General features: G+C 62.7%; 20 protein-coding genes. 12 read left to right on the top strand and 8 right to left on the bottom strand.

Annotated features, from left to right (window positions below; translation table 11 throughout):
• Positions 1–1,266, bottom strand: coding sequence for a cystathionine gamma-synthase family protein (locus AAFM29_RS09360; protein ID WP_341712537.1), 1,266 nt, complete (start codon positions 1,264–1,266; stop codon positions 1–3).
• A gap of 400 nt (positions 1,267–1,666) precedes the next feature.
• Here AAFM29_RS09360 and AAFM29_RS09355 point away from each other — a divergent pair, with 400 nt between their 5' ends.
• On the top strand, positions 1,667–2,419 hold the full coding sequence (locus AAFM29_RS09355) for a DNA/RNA non-specific endonuclease (protein WP_341712536.1): 753 nt from the start codon (positions 1,667–1,669) through the stop codon (positions 2,417–2,419).
• An 11-nt stretch (positions 2,420–2,430) separates the two neighbouring features.
• Here AAFM29_RS09355 and AAFM29_RS09350 read toward each other — a convergent pair whose 3' ends face one another.
• The 3 genes from AAFM29_RS09350 to pdeM all read right to left on the bottom strand — a co-directional run bounded on the left by AAFM29_RS09350 (position 2,431) and on the right by pdeM (position 5,345).
• Positions 2,431–3,840, bottom strand: coding sequence for a DASS family sodium-coupled anion symporter (locus AAFM29_RS09350; protein ID WP_341712535.1), 1,410 nt, complete (start codon positions 3,838–3,840; stop codon positions 2,431–2,433).
• A gap of 131 nt (positions 3,841–3,971) precedes the next feature.
• Positions 3,972–4,490, bottom strand: a complete 519-nt coding sequence (gene infC / locus AAFM29_RS09345; protein WP_341712534.1) for a translation initiation factor IF-3 — start codon at positions 4,488–4,490, stop codon at positions 3,972–3,974.
• Between the two features lie 135 nt (positions 4,491–4,625).
• The gene (pdeM, locus tag AAFM29_RS09340) at positions 4,626–5,345 is read right to left on the bottom strand and encodes a ligase-associated DNA damage response endonuclease PdeM (RefSeq protein WP_341712533.1); all 720 of its coding nucleotides are present in this window, start codon (positions 5,343–5,345) and stop codon (positions 4,626–4,628) included.
• 44 nt (positions 5,346–5,389) lie between these two features.
• Between pdeM and hemF the strand changes: the two genes are divergently transcribed.
• The 3 genes from hemF to AAFM29_RS09325 all read left to right on the top strand — a co-directional run bounded on the left by hemF (position 5,390) and on the right by AAFM29_RS09325 (position 8,426).
• A complete protein-coding gene (hemF, locus tag AAFM29_RS09335; protein ID WP_341712532.1) occupies positions 5,390–6,247 on the top strand; it encodes an oxygen-dependent coproporphyrinogen oxidase in 858 nt (285 codons plus the stop codon).
• The gene (locus AAFM29_RS09330) at positions 6,244–7,116 is read left to right on the top strand and encodes a Rieske (2Fe-2S) protein (protein WP_341712531.1); all 873 of its coding nucleotides are present in this window, start codon (positions 6,244–6,246) and stop codon (positions 7,114–7,116) included. The genes hemF and AAFM29_RS09330 overlap by 4 nt, the downstream gene beginning before the upstream one ends.
• Positions 7,117–7,253: 137 nt before the next feature.
• A complete protein-coding gene (locus AAFM29_RS09325; protein ID WP_341712530.1) occupies positions 7,254–8,426 on the top strand; it encodes a VacJ family lipoprotein in 1,173 nt (390 codons plus the stop codon).
• Here the strand turns inward: AAFM29_RS09325 and AAFM29_RS09320 are convergent, their stop codons facing one another.
• Positions 8,427–9,290 carry a glycoside hydrolase family 16 protein gene (locus AAFM29_RS09320; protein WP_341712529.1) on the bottom strand — a complete coding sequence of 288 codons (864 nt, stop codon included), beginning with the start codon at positions 9,288–9,290 and terminating at the stop codon, positions 8,427–8,429.
• A gap of 198 nt (positions 9,291–9,488) precedes the next feature.
• On the opposite strand from AAFM29_RS09320, the gene AAFM29_RS09315 reads away from it, so the two are divergent.
• Genes AAFM29_RS09315 through AAFM29_RS09305 form a run of 3 tightly spaced genes read left to right on the top strand, consistent with a single transcriptional unit; the run spans position 9,489 to position 12,682 of the window.
• The gene (locus tag AAFM29_RS09315) at positions 9,489–11,378 is read left to right on the top strand and encodes a M1 family metallopeptidase (protein ID WP_341712528.1); all 1,890 of its coding nucleotides are present in this window, start codon (positions 9,489–9,491) and stop codon (positions 11,376–11,378) included.
• 15 nt (positions 11,379–11,393) lie between these two features.
• Complete coding sequence (locus AAFM29_RS09310; protein ID WP_341712527.1) at positions 11,394–11,963, top strand: TIGR04282 family arsenosugar biosynthesis glycosyltransferase; 570 nt, start codon at positions 11,394–11,396, stop codon at positions 11,961–11,963.
• On the top strand, positions 11,960–12,682 hold the full coding sequence (locus tag AAFM29_RS09305) for a glycosyltransferase (protein ID WP_341712526.1): 723 nt from the start codon (positions 11,960–11,962) through the stop codon (positions 12,680–12,682). The genes AAFM29_RS09310 and AAFM29_RS09305 overlap by 4 nt, the downstream gene beginning before the upstream one ends.
• A gap of 3 nt (positions 12,683–12,685) precedes the next feature.
• Here AAFM29_RS09305 and AAFM29_RS09300 read toward each other — a convergent pair whose 3' ends face one another.
• Complete coding sequence (locus AAFM29_RS09300; RefSeq protein WP_341712525.1) at positions 12,686–13,705, bottom strand: SDR family oxidoreductase; 1,020 nt, start codon at positions 13,703–13,705, stop codon at positions 12,686–12,688.
• A complete protein-coding gene (locus AAFM29_RS09295; RefSeq protein ID WP_341712524.1) occupies positions 13,699–14,751 on the bottom strand; it encodes a methyltransferase domain-containing protein in 1,053 nt (350 codons plus the stop codon). The genes AAFM29_RS09300 and AAFM29_RS09295 overlap by 7 nt, the downstream gene beginning before the upstream one ends.
• A gap of 88 nt (positions 14,752–14,839) precedes the next feature.
• On the opposite strand from AAFM29_RS09295, the gene AAFM29_RS09290 reads away from it, so the two are divergent.
• Complete coding sequence (locus tag AAFM29_RS09290) at positions 14,840–16,258, top strand: FAD-dependent oxidoreductase (protein WP_341712523.1); 1,419 nt, start codon at positions 14,840–14,842, stop codon at positions 16,256–16,258.
• Positions 16,258–17,244, top strand: a complete 987-nt coding sequence (locus AAFM29_RS09285; RefSeq protein ID WP_341712522.1) for a radical SAM protein — start codon at positions 16,258–16,260, stop codon at positions 17,242–17,244. Before AAFM29_RS09290 ends, AAFM29_RS09285 begins: the two co-directional genes overlap by 1 nt.
• Here the strand turns inward: AAFM29_RS09285 and AAFM29_RS09280 are convergent, their stop codons facing one another.
• Complete coding sequence (locus tag AAFM29_RS09280) at positions 17,245–17,922, bottom strand: queuosine precursor transporter (protein WP_341712521.1); 678 nt, start codon at positions 17,920–17,922, stop codon at positions 17,245–17,247.
• A gap of 127 nt (positions 17,923–18,049) precedes the next feature.
• Between AAFM29_RS09280 and AAFM29_RS09275 the strand changes: the two genes are divergently transcribed.
• The 3 genes from AAFM29_RS09275 to AAFM29_RS09265 form a co-directional block, all read left to right on the top strand.
• Positions 18,050–19,369 carry a nucleoside transporter C-terminal domain-containing protein gene (locus AAFM29_RS09275; RefSeq protein WP_341712520.1) on the top strand — a complete coding sequence of 440 codons (1,320 nt, stop codon included), beginning with the start codon at positions 18,050–18,052 and terminating at the stop codon, positions 19,367–19,369.
• 13 nt (positions 19,370–19,382) lie between these two features.
• Positions 19,383–20,324, top strand: coding sequence for a 2-oxoglutarate and iron-dependent oxygenase domain-containing protein (locus AAFM29_RS09270; RefSeq protein WP_341712519.1), 942 nt, complete (start codon positions 19,383–19,385; stop codon positions 20,322–20,324).
• 250 nt (positions 20,325–20,574) lie between these two features.
• A partial coding sequence (locus AAFM29_RS09265; RefSeq protein WP_341712518.1) for a TonB-dependent receptor occupies positions 20,575–22,236 on the top strand: 1,662 nt, incomplete at its 3' end.

Here is a 22,236-nt window from a genome sequence, read left to right as displayed (position 1 = left end):
TCAGACGTGCTCCAGTGCCTGCTCGAAATCTGCGATCAGGTCGTCCGGGTCCTCGATCCCGATGCTGATGCGCACGAGATTGTCGGTGATGCCCAGCGCGGCCTTGCGTTCGTCTGGAACCGAAAGATGCGTCATGCTGGCCGGGTGGCTGGCCAGCGTTTCGGTGCCGCCAAGGCTGACCGCCAGCTTGGCGATCTTGAGGCTGTCGAGAAAGCGGAAGCATTCCGCCTCGCCGCCCTTGAGCAGCAGCGAGAAGGTCGATCCCGCGCCCAGGCAGTGGCGATCGTAGATGTCCTGCTGCCGCGCATCTGTGATCATGCCGAGATAGCCGAGGCCCGCCACCTTGGGGTGCTTGCTGAGATAGTCGCACACCTTGGCCGCGTTCTCGCCCGCGCGCTGCATCCGCAGTTCCACGGTCTCGAGGCTGCGGCACAGCATCCACGCGGTATTGGGATCGCAGATGCCGCCCATAGTGTTACGCAGCATGCGGACCGGATCCATCCACTTCTTCGCCCCGGCGATGCTGCCCGCGACGAGATCCGAATGGCCGCCGACATATTTGGTCAGCGAATAGGCCACTATGTCCGCACCCTGATCGAGCGGGCGCTGCCACAGCGGGCCGAGGAAAGTGTTGTCGATCGCAATCGGGCAATCGGCGCCCAGCGCGGCGTCGCGTGCGGCCTTGACCGCTTCGACATCGACCAGTGCATTCGTCGGATTGGCAGGACTTTCGAGATAGATCATGCAGACCTTGCCGCCCTGTTCGCTTGCCTTGGCTTTCGCCTTGGCCAGCACCGCGTCGATCTCTTCACGCGATGCGCCAGCGGGGAAATCGACATAGCTCACCCCGAACTTGCTCAGCCACTTGGCGACAAAGCCTTCGGTTGCGGCATAGAGCGGGCCTGAATGCACGATCACGTCGCCCTGCGCGGCATAGGTCAGCAGCAGCACGCAGATTGCCGTCATCCCGCTGGAGAAGCTCAACGCATCTTCGGCCCCATCCCAGATGGCGAGGCGGTCTTCGAGGATTTCCTGGTTGGGCGCATTGAAGCGCGAATAGACCAGTCCGTCGGCACCGCCCGGGCGCTTGCCGGTGATGCCTTCGAAGTGTCGCTTGCCGTCTGCCGCACTGGGGAAGGCGAAGGTGCTGGTGAGGAAGATTGGCGGCTTGAGACTGCCTTCGGAAAGCTTGGGGTCGAAGCCGAGGCCCATCATCAGCGTGCTGGGTTTCAAGGGGCGGCCATTGATCGAATTGGCGTCGCTCATCGGGCGAGCATCCTTCCTGTATCGTCGCCCCCAGGAAGGCGGGGGCTGGTGAAGCTGCCGGGGCGCCCGTTCCTAACCTCCGCAGGAACGCCTCTCCACCGGGAGCCGCTAACGAGCGACCTCATATGTTGGACCGATGTTGGTTTCAACTGCGACGATTCCGTCGGGATGGAACACATGGAACACGGTCCTGGAAAAGAAATGGTGAAAGGTCGCGAGAAGGGCATTCAGCTGGTTTGAAGGGAAGACGGGCAGGACTGCATGGCACCCGATCTATCGAGCGCGGGGGCGGTAGGAAACAGGCGATAACGCTACGGCATCGGGCGATTTCGGCGATTCACTACAATATCGAGCCCCGCAGGCAGGCGTATGGGGTCGGTACCAGCGACAGGAGGCTTGAATGGACGACCCCTTCCAGATGCAGCGCGAGCTTCGCTACGGTGCGCCAGTCTGCGACCAGATCCTGGCCGGGCGATATTTTACCATCGGCTATTCCTGGTACTTCCGCCAGGCCAAGTGGACGCTGGAGATCGTCCGCAGGGGCGGCAAGGAATTCATGCCCGATGTGTTCAAGAAGTCCGAGCGGCTCGACAATTTCCGTGCCGACGTCAGATTGCCGCATCGATTTCGCGCGTCGCTGGCCGCCTACAAGGGCAGCAATTATGATCGCGGGCACCTAGTGGCGAGTGCCAATTCGATCCTGCGGAGCATCGAGAACAGCGAGTCCTTCCTCCTGTCCAACATGTCCCCCCAAACGCCCGCGTTCAACCGGCAGGGCTGGCGCAAGCTGGAAGAGGAAGTGCGCAAGCTCAACGACCGCGACGAAATCCTCGAGGTCTATGTTCTCAACTGTCCGTTTTTCGATTTCACCAAGCCGCTGGAGATTATCGGCGACAAGGCGGATGCCTATGGGATCAACATTCCGGTACCGCACGGCTTCGTCAAATCGGTGCTTGCCGAGTTTCACACCGGCGAGCTCAAGCTCTGGACCTTCCTGATGCCTAACGCGAAGATCCAGAAGCCGCTCAAGGACTATCTGATCAAGACCTATGACGCCGAACAGCTGATCGGCGGACGGTTCTGGGATAGGGTCTCGGGCGGTGACATGCACAAGGCCAAGGGTGGTGACGGGCCTATCGAACCGATGTGGTGATGGCTGCCGCGCTAGATCAGCGCATTCATCCCCCACACGACAGCCACGAGCAGGAAGACCCCGAACAGGTCGAGCAGCAGCCCGGCACGGACCATGCGTTCGATCCTGATCCTGCCTGTCGCCCAGGCAATGGCGTTGGGCCCCGTCCCTGCAGGCAGCATGAAACCCCAACTCGCAGCGAGCGCGGCGGGCATGGCGAGCAGCAGGGGATCGGCCCCCAGCGCCACGGTCAGGCTGGCCACGACCGGTATAATCGCGCTGGCGGTGGCGACGTTGCTGGCGAATTCGGTAATCAGTACGACCATGGCGACCACCGCGATGGCCACCAGCACCAGCGGCCAGCTGGCCAGCGGCAACAGCATCTGGCCAAGCCAGTCGGCAAGCCCGCTCTTGCCCATGCCCGCCGCCAGCGCCAGGCCGCCGCCGAACATCATGATCACGCCCCAGGGTGCGCGATCGGCTTCTTCCCAGACCAGCATGGGCCTGCCGGTCCCGTCAGGCAGCAGGAACAGGGCGATGCTGGCAACGATGGCGATGGTGCCGTCGGTCAGCGATCCGGCGGGCAGCAGTGGTTCGATCCACAGCTGGCCAAGCCACAGGAGGAAGGTGATCGCGACCAGCGGTACGAGCCGTTTCTCCGGCTCCGACCAGGCGGCATGGGTATCGATAGCGGCACGTGCTGCGGCGACGTCGAACGGATGTGCGCCGACGCGCTGGACACGGGCGATGATTGCCGCGGCCAGCGGGATCCCGATTATCACCGCGGGCAGGCCGAAACCCATCCACTGGGCAAAGCCGATGCGCACGCCAATCAATTCGTCGAGCAGGCCGACCGCGATCGCATTGGTCGGCGATCCCACGATGGTGCCAAGCCCGCCGATGCTTGCGGCGAAGGCGATGCCCATCGGCAGGGCGCCCGACAATCCGTCCGGCTCGCCCGGTTGGGCGCCGCCGCCGGCCAATACGGCCAGCGCCATCGGCATCATGATCAGCGCGGTCGAAGTGTTGGAAATCAGCATCGACAGTATTGCGGCCGCTGCCATGAAGGCGATCAGCAGACCGGTGGGCCCGACCTTGCTGCCCGTTGCCTTGAGGATGCCCAGCGCCAGCCGTTTGTGCAGCCCGGTGCGTTCGATCGCCAGCGCGATGAAGGCGCCGCCGAGCAGCAGGAAGAGGATGTCAGAGTAATAGGCGCTGGCGGTGTCCTTGGCGCTCATCACCCCCGCAAATGGCAGCACCAGGAAGGGCATCAGCGCCGTCGCGGTGAGCGGCAGCGCCTCGGTCATCCACCACGCCGCCATCAGCGCGACAAGGCCGGCAGTGACGAAAGCCTCGCGGCTCATGCCTTCGGGTGCCGGCAGGAATATGCTCGCCAGCAGAGCCAGTGCGCCGATGGCGAAACCTATCCGTTTTGCGGTCATATCAGTGCGATCCCCTCTCGCAGATGGTGCTAACAGGAGGTGTGCAGCGCGGCAACGCGTGCCGGCCTTGCCGATGTGAAAAGGGCGGACCAGATGGCCCGCCCTTGCAATCCTTCAGGTGATCCGACAGCCTATTTCGGCGCCAGAACCATGATCATCTGACGCCCTTCGAGGCGCGGAAAGCTTTCGACCTTGGCAGTTTCCTCGGTATCTTCCCGAACGCGGTTGAGCAGGTCCATGCCGAGCTGCTGGTGCGCCATTTCGCGCCCGCGGAAGCGCAGGGTCAGCTTCACCTTGTCGCCATGCTCGATGAACTTGTGGACGTTCTTCATCTTCACATCGTAATCGTGATCATCGATGTTCGGACGCATCTTGATCTCTTTGATTTCCTGCGTCTTCTGCGTCTTGCGCGCGAGGTTCGCCTTCTTCTGCGCCTCGTAGCGATACTTGCCGACATCGAGGAACTTGCACACCGGCGGGTCCGCATTGGGGGACACTTCGACGAGGTTCAGGCCCAGCTCATTGGCCTGCTCGACAGCTTCGCGGGTGTACATTACGCCGAGGTTTTCGCCTTCGTGATCGATCACGCGGACCTTCGGCACATTGATCATGTTATCGTAGCGCGGGCCGCTTTTCACGGGCATTTGCATGCTGCGCCGGGGTGGACGGGCTATGGGGTATTCTCCTTTGGTAGCCGTAAATCAAAGCGCGCATGTAGGCATTCTTGCGCGGATTCGGAAGCGTGTTGTGTAAGTAGGGCGCAGATTAGCGCCACAGCGTTGCGCCTATGCAGCCTTCCACAGCGGGAATCGCGCCAGCTTGCCTGCTGCCGGAACGACCGCATCGATACGATTTGCCGGCTGCAGCGCGGCAAGGATTGCCGGATCGGCTGCGTCCATTCCGCCGGTATAGGCACCGAAGGCGGGCAGGATCATCCGCCCGCTCGGTCGCCCACCGACATCCTCGTTCGCACTGACCACCGCGCAGGCGCGGCGGATCATGCGATCGCGGACCTTGACCTGCAGGCGCGGGTGATAATGACCGGATAACTCCGGCCGGGTTTCGCCTTGCCGCGCCTGGTGCCGCAGGACCATTCCGCCGATCTCGAGCTCTTCGGCCAGCATGCCGCCAAGCCGCGCTTCCATTTCGGGGTCGTGATTGCCGGTGATCCACACCCAGTCGACCGCCCTGGTGAGCGCATCGAGCATGCCCGCGGCATGATCCTCCAACCGGGTCGATCCATCCGAGTCGTGAAAATTGTCGCCCAGCGTGATGACGCGCCTTGCACCAGTTTCGCGGATCGCGAGCGCCACGCGTTCGAGTGTTTCGCGGCTGTCATAGGGCGGGATGGGTTGACCGTGGCGGGCGTAGAAGCTGCCCTTTTCAAGATGCAGGTCGGCGACCAGCAGCGTCCGTTCGCGCGGCCAATAGAGCGCACGACCTTCGGTCAGCAGCCATTCCTCGCCGCAGAATTCGAAGGATGTCGGGAACGAAAGGGGAACCATGGCCTGCTATTGCCGCGCGCGGCGCCCTTTGGCAAGGGTGCGCCATGACCGACTGGACCCCCCATACCGCCCGCGCCAAGGAATGGTTCGAAGCCTTGCGCGATCGCATTTGCGCCGAGTTCGAGGCGATCGAGCACGAAGCCGGCTCGGACGCGGCGTTCACCTACACCCCGTGGCAGCGGGAAGAGGATGGCAATCCCGACCCTGGCGGCGGTGTGCAGGGCCTGATGAAGGGCAAGGTGTTCGAAAAGGTCGGGGTCAATGTTTCGACGGTGAAGGGCAATTTCAGCGAGGAGTTTGCCGGGCAGATCAATGGCGCGAGTGCCGATCAACCCAGCTTCACGGCGACCGGCATCAGCCTGGTCGCGCATATGGCCAATCCGCATGTGCCCGCGGTGCACATGAACACCCGTTTCCTGACGACACAGGCCGCGTGGTTCGGCGGCGGGGCGGATCTCAATCCCCCGCTGCCCTATGCCGAGGACACCGAGGAGTTCCACGCGCGGTTCCGCGCCGCTTGTGCCGCCCATAACCCGACCTATTACGAGCGGTTCAAGAAGTGGGCCGACGACTATTTCTTCATCCCGCACCGCGGCGTCCATCGCGGGGTTGGCGGCATCTTCTACGACCATCTCGAATGTTCCGATGAAGCCGCTTTCGAACGCAATTTTGCCTTCACCCGCGATGTCGGGGATGCCTTCATCGACGTCTTCCCCAGGCTGGTGCGACGCCGGATGGGCAGCGAGTTCTCGCGCGAGGAGAAGCAGGCACAGCTCGAATGGCGCGGACGCTATGCCGAGTTCAACCTTGTCTACGATCGCGGTACGTTGTTCGGCCTAAAGACCGGTGGGAATATCGATGCGATCCTGATGAGCCTGCCGCCGGAAGCAGTGTGGAGTTGACCACACTGCAGGTTCGCGACGGAGATATCGCCGCATTCGAAGGGCGACCGCGCGCAGTCGATGGATCGGTGTTGGCAAGCCTGCACTACCTGGGCAATTACGTGCGCGACCTTTCGGTCAATCTCACGCGGATGATCGAGAACGCCTATGACTGGGAGCACCTGCCCTTCGTGCATCCCTCGTCCTTCGCTGCCATCGCTTCGGTCGATAGCGGCAGTTGGGGCTGGCGCTGCAAGACGGCGCTGCCGAACGGGGGTGGGGAACAACTAATCGAATTGCTGGTCGATGCGCCCGCGCATTACTGGGCGACGACAGTGGTCGATGGCCCCGGCCGCGGCACGCAGATCCATACTCAGGCTACGGCACGCAACGACGGCGGGATTACGGTCGACGTCCGTTTCTATGCGCCGCAGGCGCCGGAGAGCCCGGCTCAGTCAGCGATGATCCTCGCCTATCTCCAGGCGCAGTATGCGACGCTCTATGACGAGGATCAGGCCCTGATGACGGGCCGCCAGGAAGCGCTGGACGAACGGCGGACCCTGCGGAGCGGGGATGGCGAGACTGAGGCCGACCTTGGGCCGGAGGCTGAACTGGATCGCGCACAGGTCCACGAAGCCGTCCTGAACGATCGCCGTGTGCTGGTGCGGTTTCACGGTGATAGATGGATCGCGCATCCTGCGCGTTGTCCGCATGCGCTGGGGCCGTTGGACGACGTGGAACCCGATGTCGACGGGGGCATCACCTGCCCATGGCATGGGTATCGCTTCGACCTGGCGACAGGGGCCGAGCAGCATGGCCGATGCAGCGCACTTGCACTGTTGAACACCTGCCTGCGCGAGGGTCGCCTGATTGTGCTCGGCTCGGCCTGAAGGGTCGGGATTTGCAGCTTACTTCCCAACTTGTTCGTCGTGCCCGCTTGCGGTGGGGCGATTAACCGGTTTATCGGCAGGGTTTGTTAAAAGAACCGGGCGTGGGGTGGGCGAACCGACTAGGAGCATGAGTAGTAATGGGCGTATCCAGTCTCGCACTCGCAGCAGCGCTTGCCAGTGTGCAACCACAATGCGAGGCGGATATCCCCTGCCTTCCGGCGTCCGAAACCCTCGAAGTGGAACAGAACGCATCGACTGATCAGGTCGATGCAGCTGTAGTCGCCCAATCCGATCAAGACTCCCCGGCTCCAGTTGAAGAGGTCGCGCCGCCGGCCGAGGCGATCTTGCTCGAAGAACAGCCGGTCGAGGGTTCTACCGACGAAACGATCGTCGTAACCGGGGGAACGCCCGAGGGTGATCCGGCGCAGCGGTTCAATGCCTCGACCTTCGAGACCGTGCAGAAGATCGACGATGCAGTCGTCGCTCCGCTGGCCGAGGCCTATGACGAAGGGGTTCCCAAGCCGGTTCGATCAGGACTCCGCAACTTCCTGCGCAACCTGGGTGAGCCGATCAATTTTCTCAACTTCATGCTCCAGTTGAAGCCGGGGCGGGCGATGAAGTCGCTTGGACGTTTCGCGATCAACACCACGATCGGTATCGCCGGGCTGTTCGATCCGGCGAGCAAGGCGCCGTTCAAGCTCAAGCATGAGTCCAACGGGCTCGCGAATACGCTGGCCTTCTATGGCGTGGGCCCGGGTCCCTATCTCTACCTGCCCTTCATCGGTTCGACGACGGTGCGCGACCTGTTCGGGCGGGTGGTCGACCTTTCGATCATTCCGGCGGTGGCGGGCAAGCCGTTTAGCGAGCCGGTCTACGCAATCTCGGCCGGGGCGCTCAACTCGCTCGAGTCGCGAATCCTGATTGACGAACAGATCAAGTCGGTGCGTGACCAGTGCGGCGATGCCTATTCAGCGACGCGCGATATCTACCTGATCGGGCGCCAGCTGGAGATCGATGGCCTGCGCGGGCGTGAATCGGAGGAACTCGGCGAGCTGGTCGAGCGGCTCAAGGTGAACTGCGACATTTCGGTGATCCGTGCGGCCACCGAACAGGCGCGTTACGCGTTTGGTGAAGGCGAGACGGGCGAGGCAATCGTGACTGACGCCCCGGCCACAACCTCTGAAGCGACCGTACCGGATGAAGCACCGGTCGAAACAACCGAACCGGTCGCCCCGGTCGAGACGTCAGTGGTTCCGTCCGAGCCTGCGAACGACACGGAGCAGGACGAACCCCTGGCAGTCGCGGGCTGATCAGCGCGAGGCGTAGACCCGCACCCAGTCGACCAGCATCGCCACCTCGCCGGACTTGATCCGGTCGACGGTGGCTTGCGGTATCCCGTTGTAGGGACTCTCGATCCTGTTGGTCTTGAACGGGTATGCGCCGCCCAGCGCGAAGTTCAGGATGATGTGCTTGGGGTTGTCGAAGCGCCATTTGCCGTAGTTTTCGACCATGGGGCGGGTCACGCGATAGGTCAGGTGGCCGTCGACCTCGAACAGCAGTGCGTCTTCCGTCCACTCGACTGCATAGGTGTGCCACTGGGTCACGTCGACGCCTTCGGGGAAGAAGAACTTGTTCACCAGCGGCGTCTCGCCTGAATAGCCGGGGCCGTGCAGCGCCACGCCGATCCAGTCCTTCTCGCCAACATATTCCATGATGTCGATCTCTCCCGTGTCTGGCCATTTGCCATTGCCGAGCAGCCAGAAGGCCGGCCACACGCCTTCCGCATCGGGCATGCGGATACGTGCTTCGGCGCGGCCATAGGTGAAATCGAACTTGTCGCGGCTGTCGATCCTGCCGGAGAGGAAGTCTGCATCGCGTTGCTTGTTCGGGTCGATGCCGGGTTTGTAGACCGGGCGCAGCATCAACACGCCGCCATCCGCCCCGCTGATCCCATCGACCAAATTCACCACGCCGGGATTGTCGAGATAGACCTGCTGCTCGTTGTTGACCCAGAAATCCGCCCCAATGACGTTCCATTTGGTACGATCGAGCTCTCCGACGTCGAACTCGTCGGCGAAGAGCAGCTCGCGACCTGCCTTGCCTGTTGGGTCCTCCGACAGAGCGGGCGTGCCCAGCGCAAGAAGCGATACGGCGGCCAGCATCCGAATGCTCATTGAAACTCTCCTCTCACTGGTTCTTCAAAATTTGTGAACGTTATCAGTAGGCAGATTTCACAATTTGGCTAGCCTTCGGGATACGTTTTCGCGTGGACCACTGGCACCTGCCGGCAAGGGCGCTAAGAGGCTCCTTTGCAATCGCCCGGTGCCACGGTGCCAAGATGGGCCGACACGTAGAACGATCAGGAGAAATCCATGCGCCGCATCCTTCCCGTCCTTGCCCTGATGGCGGGAACCGCTTGTACCACGATCCAGCCAGAGGCGATGCAGGAAGCAGCGCCGGCGAGGATGGTCGCTCCCGTGTTGGCGACACGCGATGCGCTTGATGCCTCGACCTACGCCCAGCCTCAGCTGGCCCGCGTTACCCATGTGGCGCTCGACCTCGATCTGGACTTTGCCGCCAGGCGGATCGGCGGGTTGGCCACGCTCGATATTGATGCAGCCCCCGGCGCGGATACGATCGTGCTCGATGACAAGGGGCTGGCGATTACCTCGGTGACCGACGAAGCCGGACGACTGCTCCGCTGGTCCGTGGGCGCCGCCGATGGCGAGACGGGCGCCCCACTCGAAATCGCCATCGGAACCGCGCGCCGGATAACGATTGCCTATTCCGCTGTCGATGCCGATGCGCTCCAATGGCTCGCCGCCGAACAGACGGCAGGTCGCGAGCATCCCTTCCTGTTCAGCCAGGGACAGAGCATCCTCAACCGCACCTGGATTCCGACACAGGACAGCCCGGGCATCCGGCAGACCTGGGAAGCACGGATTACCGCCCCCAAGCCGCTCGACGTGGTGATGAGCGGGATCCAGCAGGGGACGCCCGAAGATTTGGGTGACGGGCGCCGCGCTTTCCGCTTTGCCATGGACAAGCCCGTGGCACCCTACCTTATTGCCATTGCCGCCGGTGATATCGACTTTGCTCCGATCGGGCCGCGTACTGGCGTTTGGGCAGAGCCCGCCACGCTGGCGCGGGCGCAATATGAAACCGGCGATACCGAGAAGATGGTCGAGGCTGCTGAGCGGCTCTACGGCCCCTATCGCTGGGGCCGCTACGACATGATCGTACTGCCGCCTGCTTTCCCCTATGGCGGAATGGAAAACCCCGTGATGACCTTTCTAACCCCTACCTTCATTGCGGGGGACCGGAGCCTGACGGGCCTGGTGGCGCATGAGCTGGCGCATAGCTGGTCGGGCAATCTCGTCACCAATGCGGTATGGGGCGACGGCTGGCTCAACGAAGGTGTGACCTCCTATTTCGAGAACCGCATCGTCGAGGAGATCTACGGCACCAAACGCGCCCGGCAGGAAGTGGCGTTGGACTATGTCGCCATCATCGAGGCGCTGGATGAGGTGGGTGCTGATGCGCCGGGAACCGCGCTGCACCAGCCCGACGGGACCGAAAGCGCGGGCTCGGCGATCATCTACAACAAGGGCGCGGCCTTCCTGCGCACGCTTGAAAAGGAATATGGCCGCGAACGCTTCGACGCCTGGCTGCGCCAGTGGTTCGACAGGCACGCCTTCCAACCCGCCACCTCGGCGATGGTCTATGAAGACCTCAAGGCCAATCTGGTGGGAAGCGATGCGGAGGCCGAGCGTATCAAGCTCCGTGAGTGGATCTACGCGCCCGGGCTGCCCGGAAACGTGGCTAAGCCCGATCCTACCGCCTTTGTGGAGATCGATGCGGCCTCGGCAGCCTATGAGAAGGACGATAGCCTGCCGAGCGGATGGGCCGTGTGGACGTCGGCAGAGCGTCAACGCTTCCTGCAGAACCTTCCGCAGGAACGCAGTGCTAATCAGCTGGCAAGGCTCGATTCTGCACTGGGACTTTCGGTGAATGGCAACAATGAAGAGTTGTTCCTGTGGATCGAACTGGCACTGGCCAATCGCTACGATCCGGCCGTGCCGTTGGCCGAGCGTTTCCTTGGCCATGTCGGCCGTACAAAATTCGTCCGACCGCTCTTTGCTGCCCTGTGGGCGCAAGGCGACTGGGGGCGACCGATTGCGCGGCGGATCTACGCCAAGACGCGCGATGGCTATCATGCCGCCACGCGCGGGTCGGTCGACCGGATATTCGCCAATGACTAGGCCGGATCGGTTGAAGTGACGCACATCAGTATCTTCGCTCGCTACCCAGAGCCGGGAAGGGCCAAGACCCGGCTTATCCCGGCGCTGGGAGCTGAGGGCGCGGCGCGGGTTTACGCGCAATTGCTCGAGCACACCGTGGCGCAGGCTCGCGCTTCCGGGCTGCCGTTCGAACTGCGCACCACCGGCGGTCAATCCGATGCGTTTCATGCCTGGCTGGGTGACGACCTCGCGATCACCGATCAGGGAGAGGGCGACCTTGGCGCGCGGATGGCCCGTGTCCCCGCACCCGCTCTGATCATTGGCAGTGACTGCCCAGGCCTGTCCGCGCCGATCCTGAAGGCCGCCGCCGCCGCGCTTGCCGAGCGATCTGTCGTGATTGGACCGGCGAGCGACGGAGGATATTATCTGATTGGCCTCGCCGAACCCATGCCGTTCCTCTTCGACGACATGGAGTGGAGCACCCCGCAGGTCTTCGCCGAGACACTGGCCAGGCTGGCCGCGCGCGGTATCGGCCCGGCGATCCTGCCAGAACTGTCCGATGTCGACCTGCCCGAAGACCTCGAGCAATGGCCCGAGCTGCAATGAGCGTCGCGATCGTGATCCCGGCGCTGGACGAGGAAGCGGCGCTTCCCATCCTCGCTGCGCACCTCGCGCAACTCGATCCCGCGCCTGCGGATGTGTTGCTGGTGGATGGGGGAAGCGCCGATCGAACCACTGCCATTGCCGAAGCGGCGGGCTGGCGGGTCGCCACCAGCGAGCGTGGCCGTGCCCTGCAGGTCAATCGCGGGGTCGCTGAGGCGCGGGGCGACATGGTCTGCGTGGTCCATGCAGACACCCTGCCGCCGCTCGACATGGTTGCCGTGATCGAAGAGACATTGGCTGACCCGAAGGTGGCGCTCGCCAGCTTCACGCCCTTGATCAAGGGTCTCAGCAAGACCCGCTGGGGCACGACCGCGCATAACTGGATCAAGACCTGGTACGCGCCGCTGATCACCCGCCCGCACCTGTTCGTGCGTGGTGTGCGGCTGCTGTTCGGTGACCATGCGATGTTCTTCCGCAAGGTCGATTTCATGGCGGTGGGCGGCTGCACGCCGGGTGATGCCGTGATGGAGGAAGCCGATCTGTGTGTGAAGTTCGCACGGCTGGGCCGGATCCGCATGGTCCCGCGCTGGGCCGTGACATCGGACCGCCGCATCGCCGCATGGGGTCCGCTCAAGGCCAACTGGATCTATTTCAAGGTCGGCATGCTGTGGGCATTCGGCCTGCGCAGCCGCATGGCCAAGCATTACCCGGACGTGCGATAGCTCTCAGGCAGGCGGCAGGAAGCCGACCTGGATGCAGTAGTCGATCAGGCGCCGGATATAGCTTTCACCCGTTTGCGGGCTGGCCAGTCCGGTAACTTCGCGAAACCCGCAATCATCGAAATGCGGGTCGCGCTGGAAATAGCTCGCATAGAGTCCCGCGACCCGCCGATAGAGCCGCCGCTCCATTGCCGGGAGCGCATCTGGATCGAAGTTCTCAGGCGCGACCAGCTTCGGCTCATGAAATTGGGGATACGAGCCGATCGCTGCAGTGAAATGCGACACGGGCAAGGGTTGACCAGACACGAGGTGGTAGGTGCCGCCGATGGCCTGGTCCTTTGCATCGACAAGCGCGGCAATTCCTCCAGCGACATGGTCGATCGGCACGAAATCGAGCGTGGCAGCGGCTCTCGCCTCCATATGTCTGACCCGCCCTTCGGCAATCAGCTTGAACGCCGCATAGGTCGTGTCGAACTGGCGAATAGCGCCGGTCGTGCTGTCACCTACGACGATCGAAGGCCGGGCAATCGTCCAGCGTAAACCGCTGGTGCGGACCAGGCGCTCGCCCGCAGCCTTGCTGGCTTCATAGCCATTGGCGAAGCCCAGATCGGGCAGGGGATCGTCTTCACGGATCATCCCATTACGCGTGCCGCAGACATAGGCTGTGGAAACCTGCAGGTAGTGCATGTCGCCTGCCAGGGCGAGCGCCAGCGCATTGGCCGTGCCGCCCACATTGACTGCCTGATAGTCTTCTTCGGGTAGGTCGAAGCGAACTGTCGCAGCACAATGGATCAGCACGTCATGCGTCGATGCCACCCTGGCATAGGTTGCCTTGTCCCAGCCTAGGCATTCGCGCGACACATCGCCCTTTATGGCGGCGGCAACCGCCACTTGACGCCCGTCATTGCGGCAGATTTCGGCGTTACGATGGACCAGCGCGGTCACCTTGTGACCCCGCTCGACCAGGCGCGCGCAGACCTCCCCGCCGACCAGGCCGGCGGCACCGGTGACGAGAATTCTCAGCAACAGGAAGTCGCCGCTGCCGGCTGGTCCTGCGCGGCCGAAAATGGCGCGCCTGCTCCGCAATCGGAGAACACCCCGTAATGCGTGCTGAAATCGCCGAAGAACTCGAAGTGTTCGGCAAAGCGGGTTTCGGCCAGCATTTTCCAGCTATTGCCGCAGATCAGGAACATCCGCCCGGCTTCGATCAGGTGGTGATCGTCCAGCTCGAACACGCGTTCCTCGCCCGCGACCGTGCCCTTGTATCGCACCGCCTGGCCATAGTCTTCACACTGGCTTTCCAGCCCGTCGAGCTTGAACAGGCGATAGGTCGCCGAATGGAAAGCGATACCATCGAGTTTTGCGGCGATCGCCGGATCCTCGATTCCCAACGGGCGGCTCGTGACGAGCCGCGGGTCCGCGAATCCGGCACGCTTGGCAAGGTCGATGAAGTCGCCCCAGTAGAGCGCGCCGGACAGGCATTCCCCGTGCAATACCGGATCGCTGCGCAGCGCCTCCGGCACGCGCCGTTCCGAATAGACATCGGAGAAATAGAGTTCGCCGCCCGGCTTGAGCAGGCGGTGCGCTGCCGCAAACACGGCGTGCTTGTCAGCAACCAGATTGATCACGCAGTTGGAAACGATGACGTCGAAATGGCCTTCGGGCAGGTCGAGTTCGAGCAGTCTCTCGATATCGCCTTCGATGAAACGGACGTTGGATTGCGCATAGCCGAAGCGATCGCGATGCCATTTCTCGTGCTCGCGCGCGACCGCAAGCTGTTCCGGCGTGGCGTCGACACCGGTGACCGAACCGTGCTCGCCGACCAGTTGGGCAAGGACATAGGCATCCTGGCCGCTGCCCGAACCGAGGTCGAGGATATGGCAACCCTCGATTGCTTGCGGGGCTACCAGGCCGCAGCCGTAATAACGTGCGCGCACTTCGTCGTGAACGTTGCGCAAGGCGGCAAGAATTGCCGGTGGCGGCGCTTCGGCGGTGCAGCATGCATCGGTCCGAAGGTCGGCGGAAGAGGCCAGGACCTTGCCGTAATAGTCCTGCGAGTTCTGGAGGTTCATGTAACTTGGCCGTCCCTGCTGGCGAAATGGAGGGGCACGTCGCGACTAGGGTTTCGCATCTCCAGCATTATCGGTTACGGGACAAGTGATGAAATTCACGCATGATGTAATTGTGATTGGCGGCGGCGCTGCCGGACTCACAGCGGCCGGTGGTTGCGCGCTCTTCGGACTCAAGGTGGCACTGATCGAAGGGCACAAGATGGGGGGCGAATGCCTCAATAACGGCTGTGTCCCGTCGAAGGCGCTGATCGGCGCGGCGAAGCGCGCGGCCGAAGCGCGCGAAGCGACCCGCTTCGGCGTTACGCTGGAACCGCCGCAAGTCTCCTGGTCGGGCGTTCGCCAGCATATTCATGATGCCATTGCCGGAATCGAACATCACGATTCGGTCGAGACGTTCGAGGAGATGGGCTGCGAAGTCTTCTCTAGCCGTGCCCAGATCACTGGCAGGCAAACAGTCGAGGTCGATGGGCGTAGGCTGACCGCGCCGCGGATCGTGATCGCCACCGGATCCGAACCGCTGGTTCCGCCGATCGAGGGGATCGATACGGTCCCCTATCTGACCAATGAGAACCTGTTCGAATTGCCCGAGCAACCGGGCCACCTCGTGATCATCGGTGGCGGGGTAATCGGCATGGAGATGGCGCAGGCATTTCGTCGCCTGGGTAGCGAAGTAACCGTGATCGAACCGGACAAGCCGATGGGACGTGACGATCCTGAATCGGTTGCGGTCGTGATGGATGTGATGCGTGAGGAAGGCGTACGCTTCGTCACGGGCAAGGCCGCGAAAATCACCGGCGGTGCCGGTGCGGTGACCGTCTACACCGACGGCGGCGAAGCGATTGCCGGCACGCACCTGCTGCTGGCAGCGGGCCGTAAGGCACGCGTATCGGGCTTCGGCGCGGAGGATATCGGGATCGCCACCGGCAGAAACGGTTTCGCTACCGATGCGCGACGCCGCACGTCGGTAAAGGGCATTTATGCCATCGGCGATTGCCGCGACGGACCTCGCCTGACTCATGTCTCGGGCTATGAAGGCTCGAACGTCGCGCTCGAAATCGTCACCGGCCTGCCGACCAAGGTCGATTTCCGGGCTTTGCCCTGGTGCACTTATACCGAGCCCGAGGTTGCGCAGATCGGCCTGACCGAGGCAGAGGCGCGCGCGCAGCACGGTGATGGCGTCACCATCGTCAAGGAAGAGTTCGCGGAAAACGAGCGCTCGATCGCCGAAGGCTATACCAAGGGCCACATGAAGATGGTTCTGAAGGGCAAGAAGGTGCTCGGCGTCAGCGTCGTCGGCAAGAATGCCGGCGAATTGTTGCTGCCCTTCACGCAGATGATCACCGGCAAGAGCAACACCTTTGCGCTTGGCAGCGCGATCATCAGTTACCCGACCCGCAGCGAGATATCGAAGGCGGCGGCCTTCTCTGCATGGGAGCCCACCGTCTTCGGCAGCCTGCCCAAAAAATACGCCGCGCTGGTGGCAAAGCTGCGCCGGACCTTCGCCTGATGGCGACGCGCAGCGCCAGCCGCAATGCGCCGACCGGCCCATCGCCCTTTGCCGTCGAGGCTGCACCTCTGCCTGCGGAGAAGTTTGCCGATCCCAAGCTGACGGCGAAGGGGGAGGAACGGGCCAGCGTCGCTCTGACCAAGCTCGACACGCTGTGGCTCAACACCGGCACGTTGTGCAATCTTGCCTGTGCGACTTGCTACATCGAGAGTAGCCCTACTAACGATGCACTGCTCTACCTTTCCGCCGACCATGCCGCGCGCTTTCTTGACGAAGCACAGGCCATGGGCACGCGCGAGATCGGCTTTACCGGCGGTGAGCCCTTCATGAACCCGGACATGTTGCCGATGCTCCAAGACACGCTGTCGCGTGGCTTCGAAGCGCTGGTGCTGACCAATGCGATGAAGCCGATGCGGCGGCACGAAGCGGCACTCCTGGCATTGCGCGAACGGTTCGGGGCTAAGCTGACGCTGCGTGTCAGTCTCGATCACCACAGCGGCCCGGTCCATGAGGCCGAGCGCGGCCCGCGCAGCTGGGAACCTGCACTTGACGGATTGCGCTGGCTTTCGGCGAATGGTTTCTCGATTGCCGTGGCGGGGCGCCTGCTACCGGGTGAGACAGAGATTGATGCACGCCCGGCCTACGCCGAACTCTTCACGCGTGAGGGGATCGCCGTCGATGCGGCGGACCCCGCCAAACTGTTGCTGTTTCCGGAAATGGACGCGGCCAAGGACGTCGCCGAGATCACCAGCGCCTGCTGGGATATCCTCGGCAAGGATCCGCGCGACATCATGTGTGCGACCAGCCGCATGGTGGTGCACCGCAAGGGCGAACCGGCACCGCGTGTCGCCGCCTGTACCCTGATCCCCTATGATCCGGGTTTCGACATGGGCGCGACGCTGGTCGAGGCATCACGCCCGATTGCGCTCAACCATCCGCATTGCGCGCGCTTCTGCGTGCTCGGCGGGGCGAGCTGTTCCGCCTGATCAGCGTGCATCGAGCCAGCGGGCGAAGGCAACTCCGCCGGTGATCAGGAACGGCACCAGCAGCAGGCTGAGCGCGACCTTGGCAATGACCTGGCCGACCATAAGGTTCGCGATCGGGAACTCGCCATAGAAGGCCAGGGTGATGAAGATCACCGAATCGATCGCCTGGCTGAGTGCGCTGGCGATCGCCCCGCGGATCATCAGCGAGGCCGTACTGCCGCTTTCATTGGCGCCGCGCAGCTTGGAAAAGATCCACACGTTGAGCAGCAGCGAGACGCCATAGGCGGCGGGCCCGGCGGCCATGATGCGGGGGGTGGAAGACAATACCGTCTCGAACGCACCCAGGCGGTCTGCGCCCATATCGGGAGAGGCCGGCAGGCCCAGGACGAGCAGGATAAGCGCTGCCGAAATTGCTAGGGGAACGAAACCCCAGATGACCAGCAGGTTTGCCCTGGCCTGCCCGTAAAGCTGCGCCAGCGTGCTCGAGATCACCACCAGCAGCAGATAGGGGAAAATCCCCGCCTCGACCGCCAGATCGCTCGGCCACAGCCGCACCTGCTTATAGGCTAGTACGCCCGCCAGCACGGTCATGCCGCCATAGAGCAAGGTGTAGACGAACATGGCGCGGGGGATGCCGGGAGCCTGCGAAGGTATCGCGGTCGGCGTGTCGGTGGGCATGAACTAACCTCGGTAGCTGTTTACAAGGCAGGACTGCCCTTGGCGGTGAAAATTGACTAACGCCTCGCCACGCGCAAGACAGCGTTTGATTTCATCCGCAACTTGCCGCTTCGCAAAAGGGTCCTGCATGCCGCCAATCCTGATCAACCTCGTCGGCATACTGGCGATCCTGCTTATTGCTTTCGTGCTGTCGGTCGGCAAGCGGCGGATCAAGCTGCGTGTTGTCGGGGCAGCCTTTGCCTTGCAGGCATTCATGGCTTTCCTCGTGCTGGGCACCAGCGGAGGCCGGGCCGTGATCCAGGGTATGGCTGATGGGGTTGCGGCCCTGTTGTCCTATGCCGGCAAGGGCACGCAGTTCCTGTTCGGCCCGGACGAAAGCAATCCACTGGCCCACACCTTTGCGCTTGGGGCCCTGCCGGTGATCATCTTCTTCGCCGCGCTGGTCTCCATCCTCTACCACCTCGGCATCATGCAGCGTGTGGTCCGTTGGGTCGGCGGAGCGATCGGTTTCGTCACGGGCATCAGCCGGGTCGAATCGCTGGGCGCGGCAGCCAATATCTTTGTCGGCCAATCGGAGAGCCCGCTGGTCGTGCGCCCCTATCTCGCGGCGCTCGAGCCATCGCGGCTGTTTACCCTGATGAGCGTCGGCATGGCGGGCGTCGCGGGCACCATCCTTGCTGCCTATGCCGGTCTGCTGGGCAAGGACTACCTGCCCTTTCTGCTCGCCGCCGCCTTCATGTCGGCCCCGGGCGGCATCCTGATGGCTAAGATCATCATGCCCGATGAGGATGCGCCGGTAGCAGATCCCGAAGGGGATATCGCACTGCCTCAATCGCGCATCAGCGGCGAAGGCCCGGCGGCGATCACCGAGGGCGACAAGCCACACGAAGTCGAGGTCGCCGAAACCTTCGAAGAAGGTCACAAGCCCGCCAACATTATCGAAGCCGCAGCGCAAGGTGCACAGACCGGCGTAAAGTTGGCGGTTGCAGTGGGCGCCATGGTGCTGGCCTTTGTTGCACTAGTTGCCCTGGCCAACGGCATTCTTGGCGGCATCGGCGGGTGGTTCGGCATAGCCGATCTCTCGTTCCAGAAACTGCTCGGTTTCGTCTTTGCTCCAGTCATGTTCCTGCTGGGCGTACCCTGGGCCGAGGCTGGTGTCGCGGGCGGACTGTTCGGCACCAAGATCGTGCTCAACGAATTCGTCGCCTTTATCGACCTTGGTGCGATGGAACCCGGTTCGTTGAGCAATCGGACGCGTGCGATCGTCACCTTTGCGCTGTGCGGTTTCGCCAATTTCAGCTCGATCGCCATCCAGATGGCGGTCACCGGCGGCCTTGCGCCAAATCAAAGACCGGTCATCGCCCGGCTCGGTATCAGGGCTCTCGCTGCCGGCAGCCTCGCCAACCTGATGAGCGCGGCGCTGGCGGGACTCTTCCTACCGTATTAAGGGCCGCCCCATTATGACCGATTCGAACACCGATATCGCGGTTGTGTCGCTGGCACAGCCAATTGAGAGCATCGCCGACGAGCTGGGCCGCAGCTTCGAGGAATATGGCTTCGCTGTCATCCGCGACCACGGCATCCCGCAGGAGCTGATCGACCGGGCCGAAGCGCTGTCCAAGGAATTCTTCGCGCTGCCTGACGAGACCAAGCGAGCCTATCACATTCCCGGTGGCGGCGGTGCCCGCGGCTATACACCGTTCGGGGTCGAGAAGGCCAAGGATGCCAAGGTCCACGACCTCAAGGAATTCTGGCATGTCGGACGCGAGCTGCCCGAGGGTCATCCGCTCTCCGAATTCATGGCGGCCAATATCTGGCCCAGCGAGGTAGCGGGCTTTCGCGAAACCTTTTCCGAACTCTACTCGGCCTTCGAAACGGCCGGCGGGCGCGTTCTCGAAGGGATCGCGCTGCATCTGGGGCTGGACCGCGGTTTCTTCGCGTCGACAGTCGAGGATGGCAATTCGGTCATGCGCCTGCTGCGCTACCCGCCGCTCGAAGGTGCGGAAGCCGAAGGCGCGATCCGGGCTGCGGCGCACGGGGACATCAACACGATCACGTTGCTGCTCGGTGCCGAAGAGGCCGGTCTCGAACTGCTGACGAAGCAAGGTGACTGGAAGGCAGTCGAGGTGCCCGAAGGCGCGCTGGTGATCAATGTCGGCGACATGCTCGATAGGCTGACTAACGGGAAGCTGCGTTCGACTACGCACCGTGTGGTCAATCCGCGTGGCGAAGCGGCTTATCGTGCGCGCTATTCGATGCCCTTCTTCCTGCACTTCCGGCCGGACTATGTGATCGAAACCCTGCCGGGTTGCATCGATCCTGCGCGTCCCGAGGACCATCCGGCGCCGATTTCGAGCCATGATTTCCTGCTGCAGCGCCTGCGCGAGATTAATCTCGCCTGAAGCCAGTCCGGGTGCATTGGTGTTGTAAAAGCGCAATGCTTGCAAAAATTTGCCGCCGCGGCAAATATGCAACACCAATAAAGAATTGAAAATAAACAGGTAAATCCATCTCTGGCGCCCGATTGGCGCGCTGGGGACACGGTTGTCTTGACTCTGTCACAAAATCACAGCTTGGCCGCAATGTAGCGAGCATAACCGGGCGCCGCTCTCCGCAATTCACTCTTTGCAAGGACATGAGGGGTTCTAACCTATGAAGTTCAAGTATCTCCTGGCCGCGTCAGCTGCCAGCATCACCGCCAGCGCATTCATCGCGGCTCCTGCCGCTGCGCAGTCGACCGGTTCGGTCGACTTCGAAGAAGGCAATGTCATAATCGTCAGCGGCGCGCGCGCCAGCGATGTCGGCGGCGTCGATATTCCTAACTCGCCCAAGGCGAAGCAGGTCCTGACCGAAGAGATCATTCGTGCGCAGCGCCCCGGTCAGACGGTCAACGATATCGTCAACCTTGTTCCTGGCGTGAACTTTCAGAACAACGATCCCTGGGGTTCGGGCGGCGGTAGCTTCACCATCCGCGGCTTCAGCTCGGACCGCATTTCGCAGACTGTCGACGGTGTGCCGCTGAACGATTCGGGCAACTATGCGCTCTACACCAACCAGCAGCAGGACCCCGAAACGCTGTCCTCGGTCAATGTGAACCTCGGCTCGACCGACGTCGACAGCCCGACCGCATCGGCATCGGGCGGCACGATCAACATCCGCACCCGCGAGCCCAGCGACGAGTTCGGCATCACCTCGACCATTACCGTGGGTGACGTCTTTGCCGAAGGTAACCCCGTAACCGACCGCGACCGTATCTACATGCGCGGTTTCGTCATGGTCGACACCGGTGACTTCACCGGCATCGGCACCAAGGCCTTCTTCTCGGCCAGCTACACGCGCTACAACAACCCGTTCAACAATTACGGGACCAACGAGAAGCAGCAGTACAACGGCCGCATCTGGCAGGACATTGGCGACAATGGCGACTTCATCGCCGTGGCCGGTCACTACAACCAGAACCGCAATAACTTCTTCGGCTCGTTCCGCCTGACCGACTTCCCGACCACCAAGGAAGATCGGTTCTACGACATTAACTTCCCGTGCCAGGTCGACACACCGGAAGCTGGCGTCGCCGACCGGCCCAACAGCTGCGGCACCGAATTCGACCGCCGCTATAACCCGTCGAACACCGGCAATATCCGCGGTACCTCGCGCTTCACGCTGAGCGATGGCCTGACCCTTACGGTTGAGCCCAGCTATCAGTATGTGAAGGCCAATGGCGGCGGCACCACGACCGGCTATGAAACTTCGCGTACCGTCGGCGGCCAGCCCTTCTTCGGCTATCTCAGCGGCCGCCCCTATGCCGGCGTCGACCTGAACGGCGACGGCGACCTGCTCGATCAGGTCACCGTGATCGCCCCGAGCCAGACGCGCACGCATCGCTTCGCCGTTATCTCGAACATCGCTTACGAGATCAACGAAGATCACAGCGTTCGTCTCGCCTATACTTGGGAACACGCCAACCACCGCCAAACCGGTGAGGTTGGCCTGATCAATTCGCTGGCTGAGCCGTTCGACGTCTTTCCGGTCAACGATGGCGTGCTGGATGTGAACGGCAATGTGCTTGAGAAGCGCAACCGTCAGTCCTACGCAATCCTCAACCAGGTTTCGGGTCAGTACCTCGGCCACTTCGGCAACCTGACCGTCGACCTCGGTGTGCGCGCACCGTTCTTCAAGCGTGACCTCGATCAACGCTGCTTCACCACTTCGGCGAGTGGCTTTGTCGATTGCGTCGGCGATGCAGACATCGCCCGCTACGCCGCGGCCAACCCCAGCGCGGCCGCTCCGCAGCAGCGCATCTACAAGTACGACAAG

Source organism: Erythrobacter sp. (assembly GCF_038133525.1).
GTDB lineage: Bacteria > Pseudomonadota > Alphaproteobacteria > Sphingomonadales > Sphingomonadaceae > Qipengyuania.
Note: the sequence above shows the minus strand (reverse complement) of the source record. Positions and strands in the feature narration are given on the sequence as shown.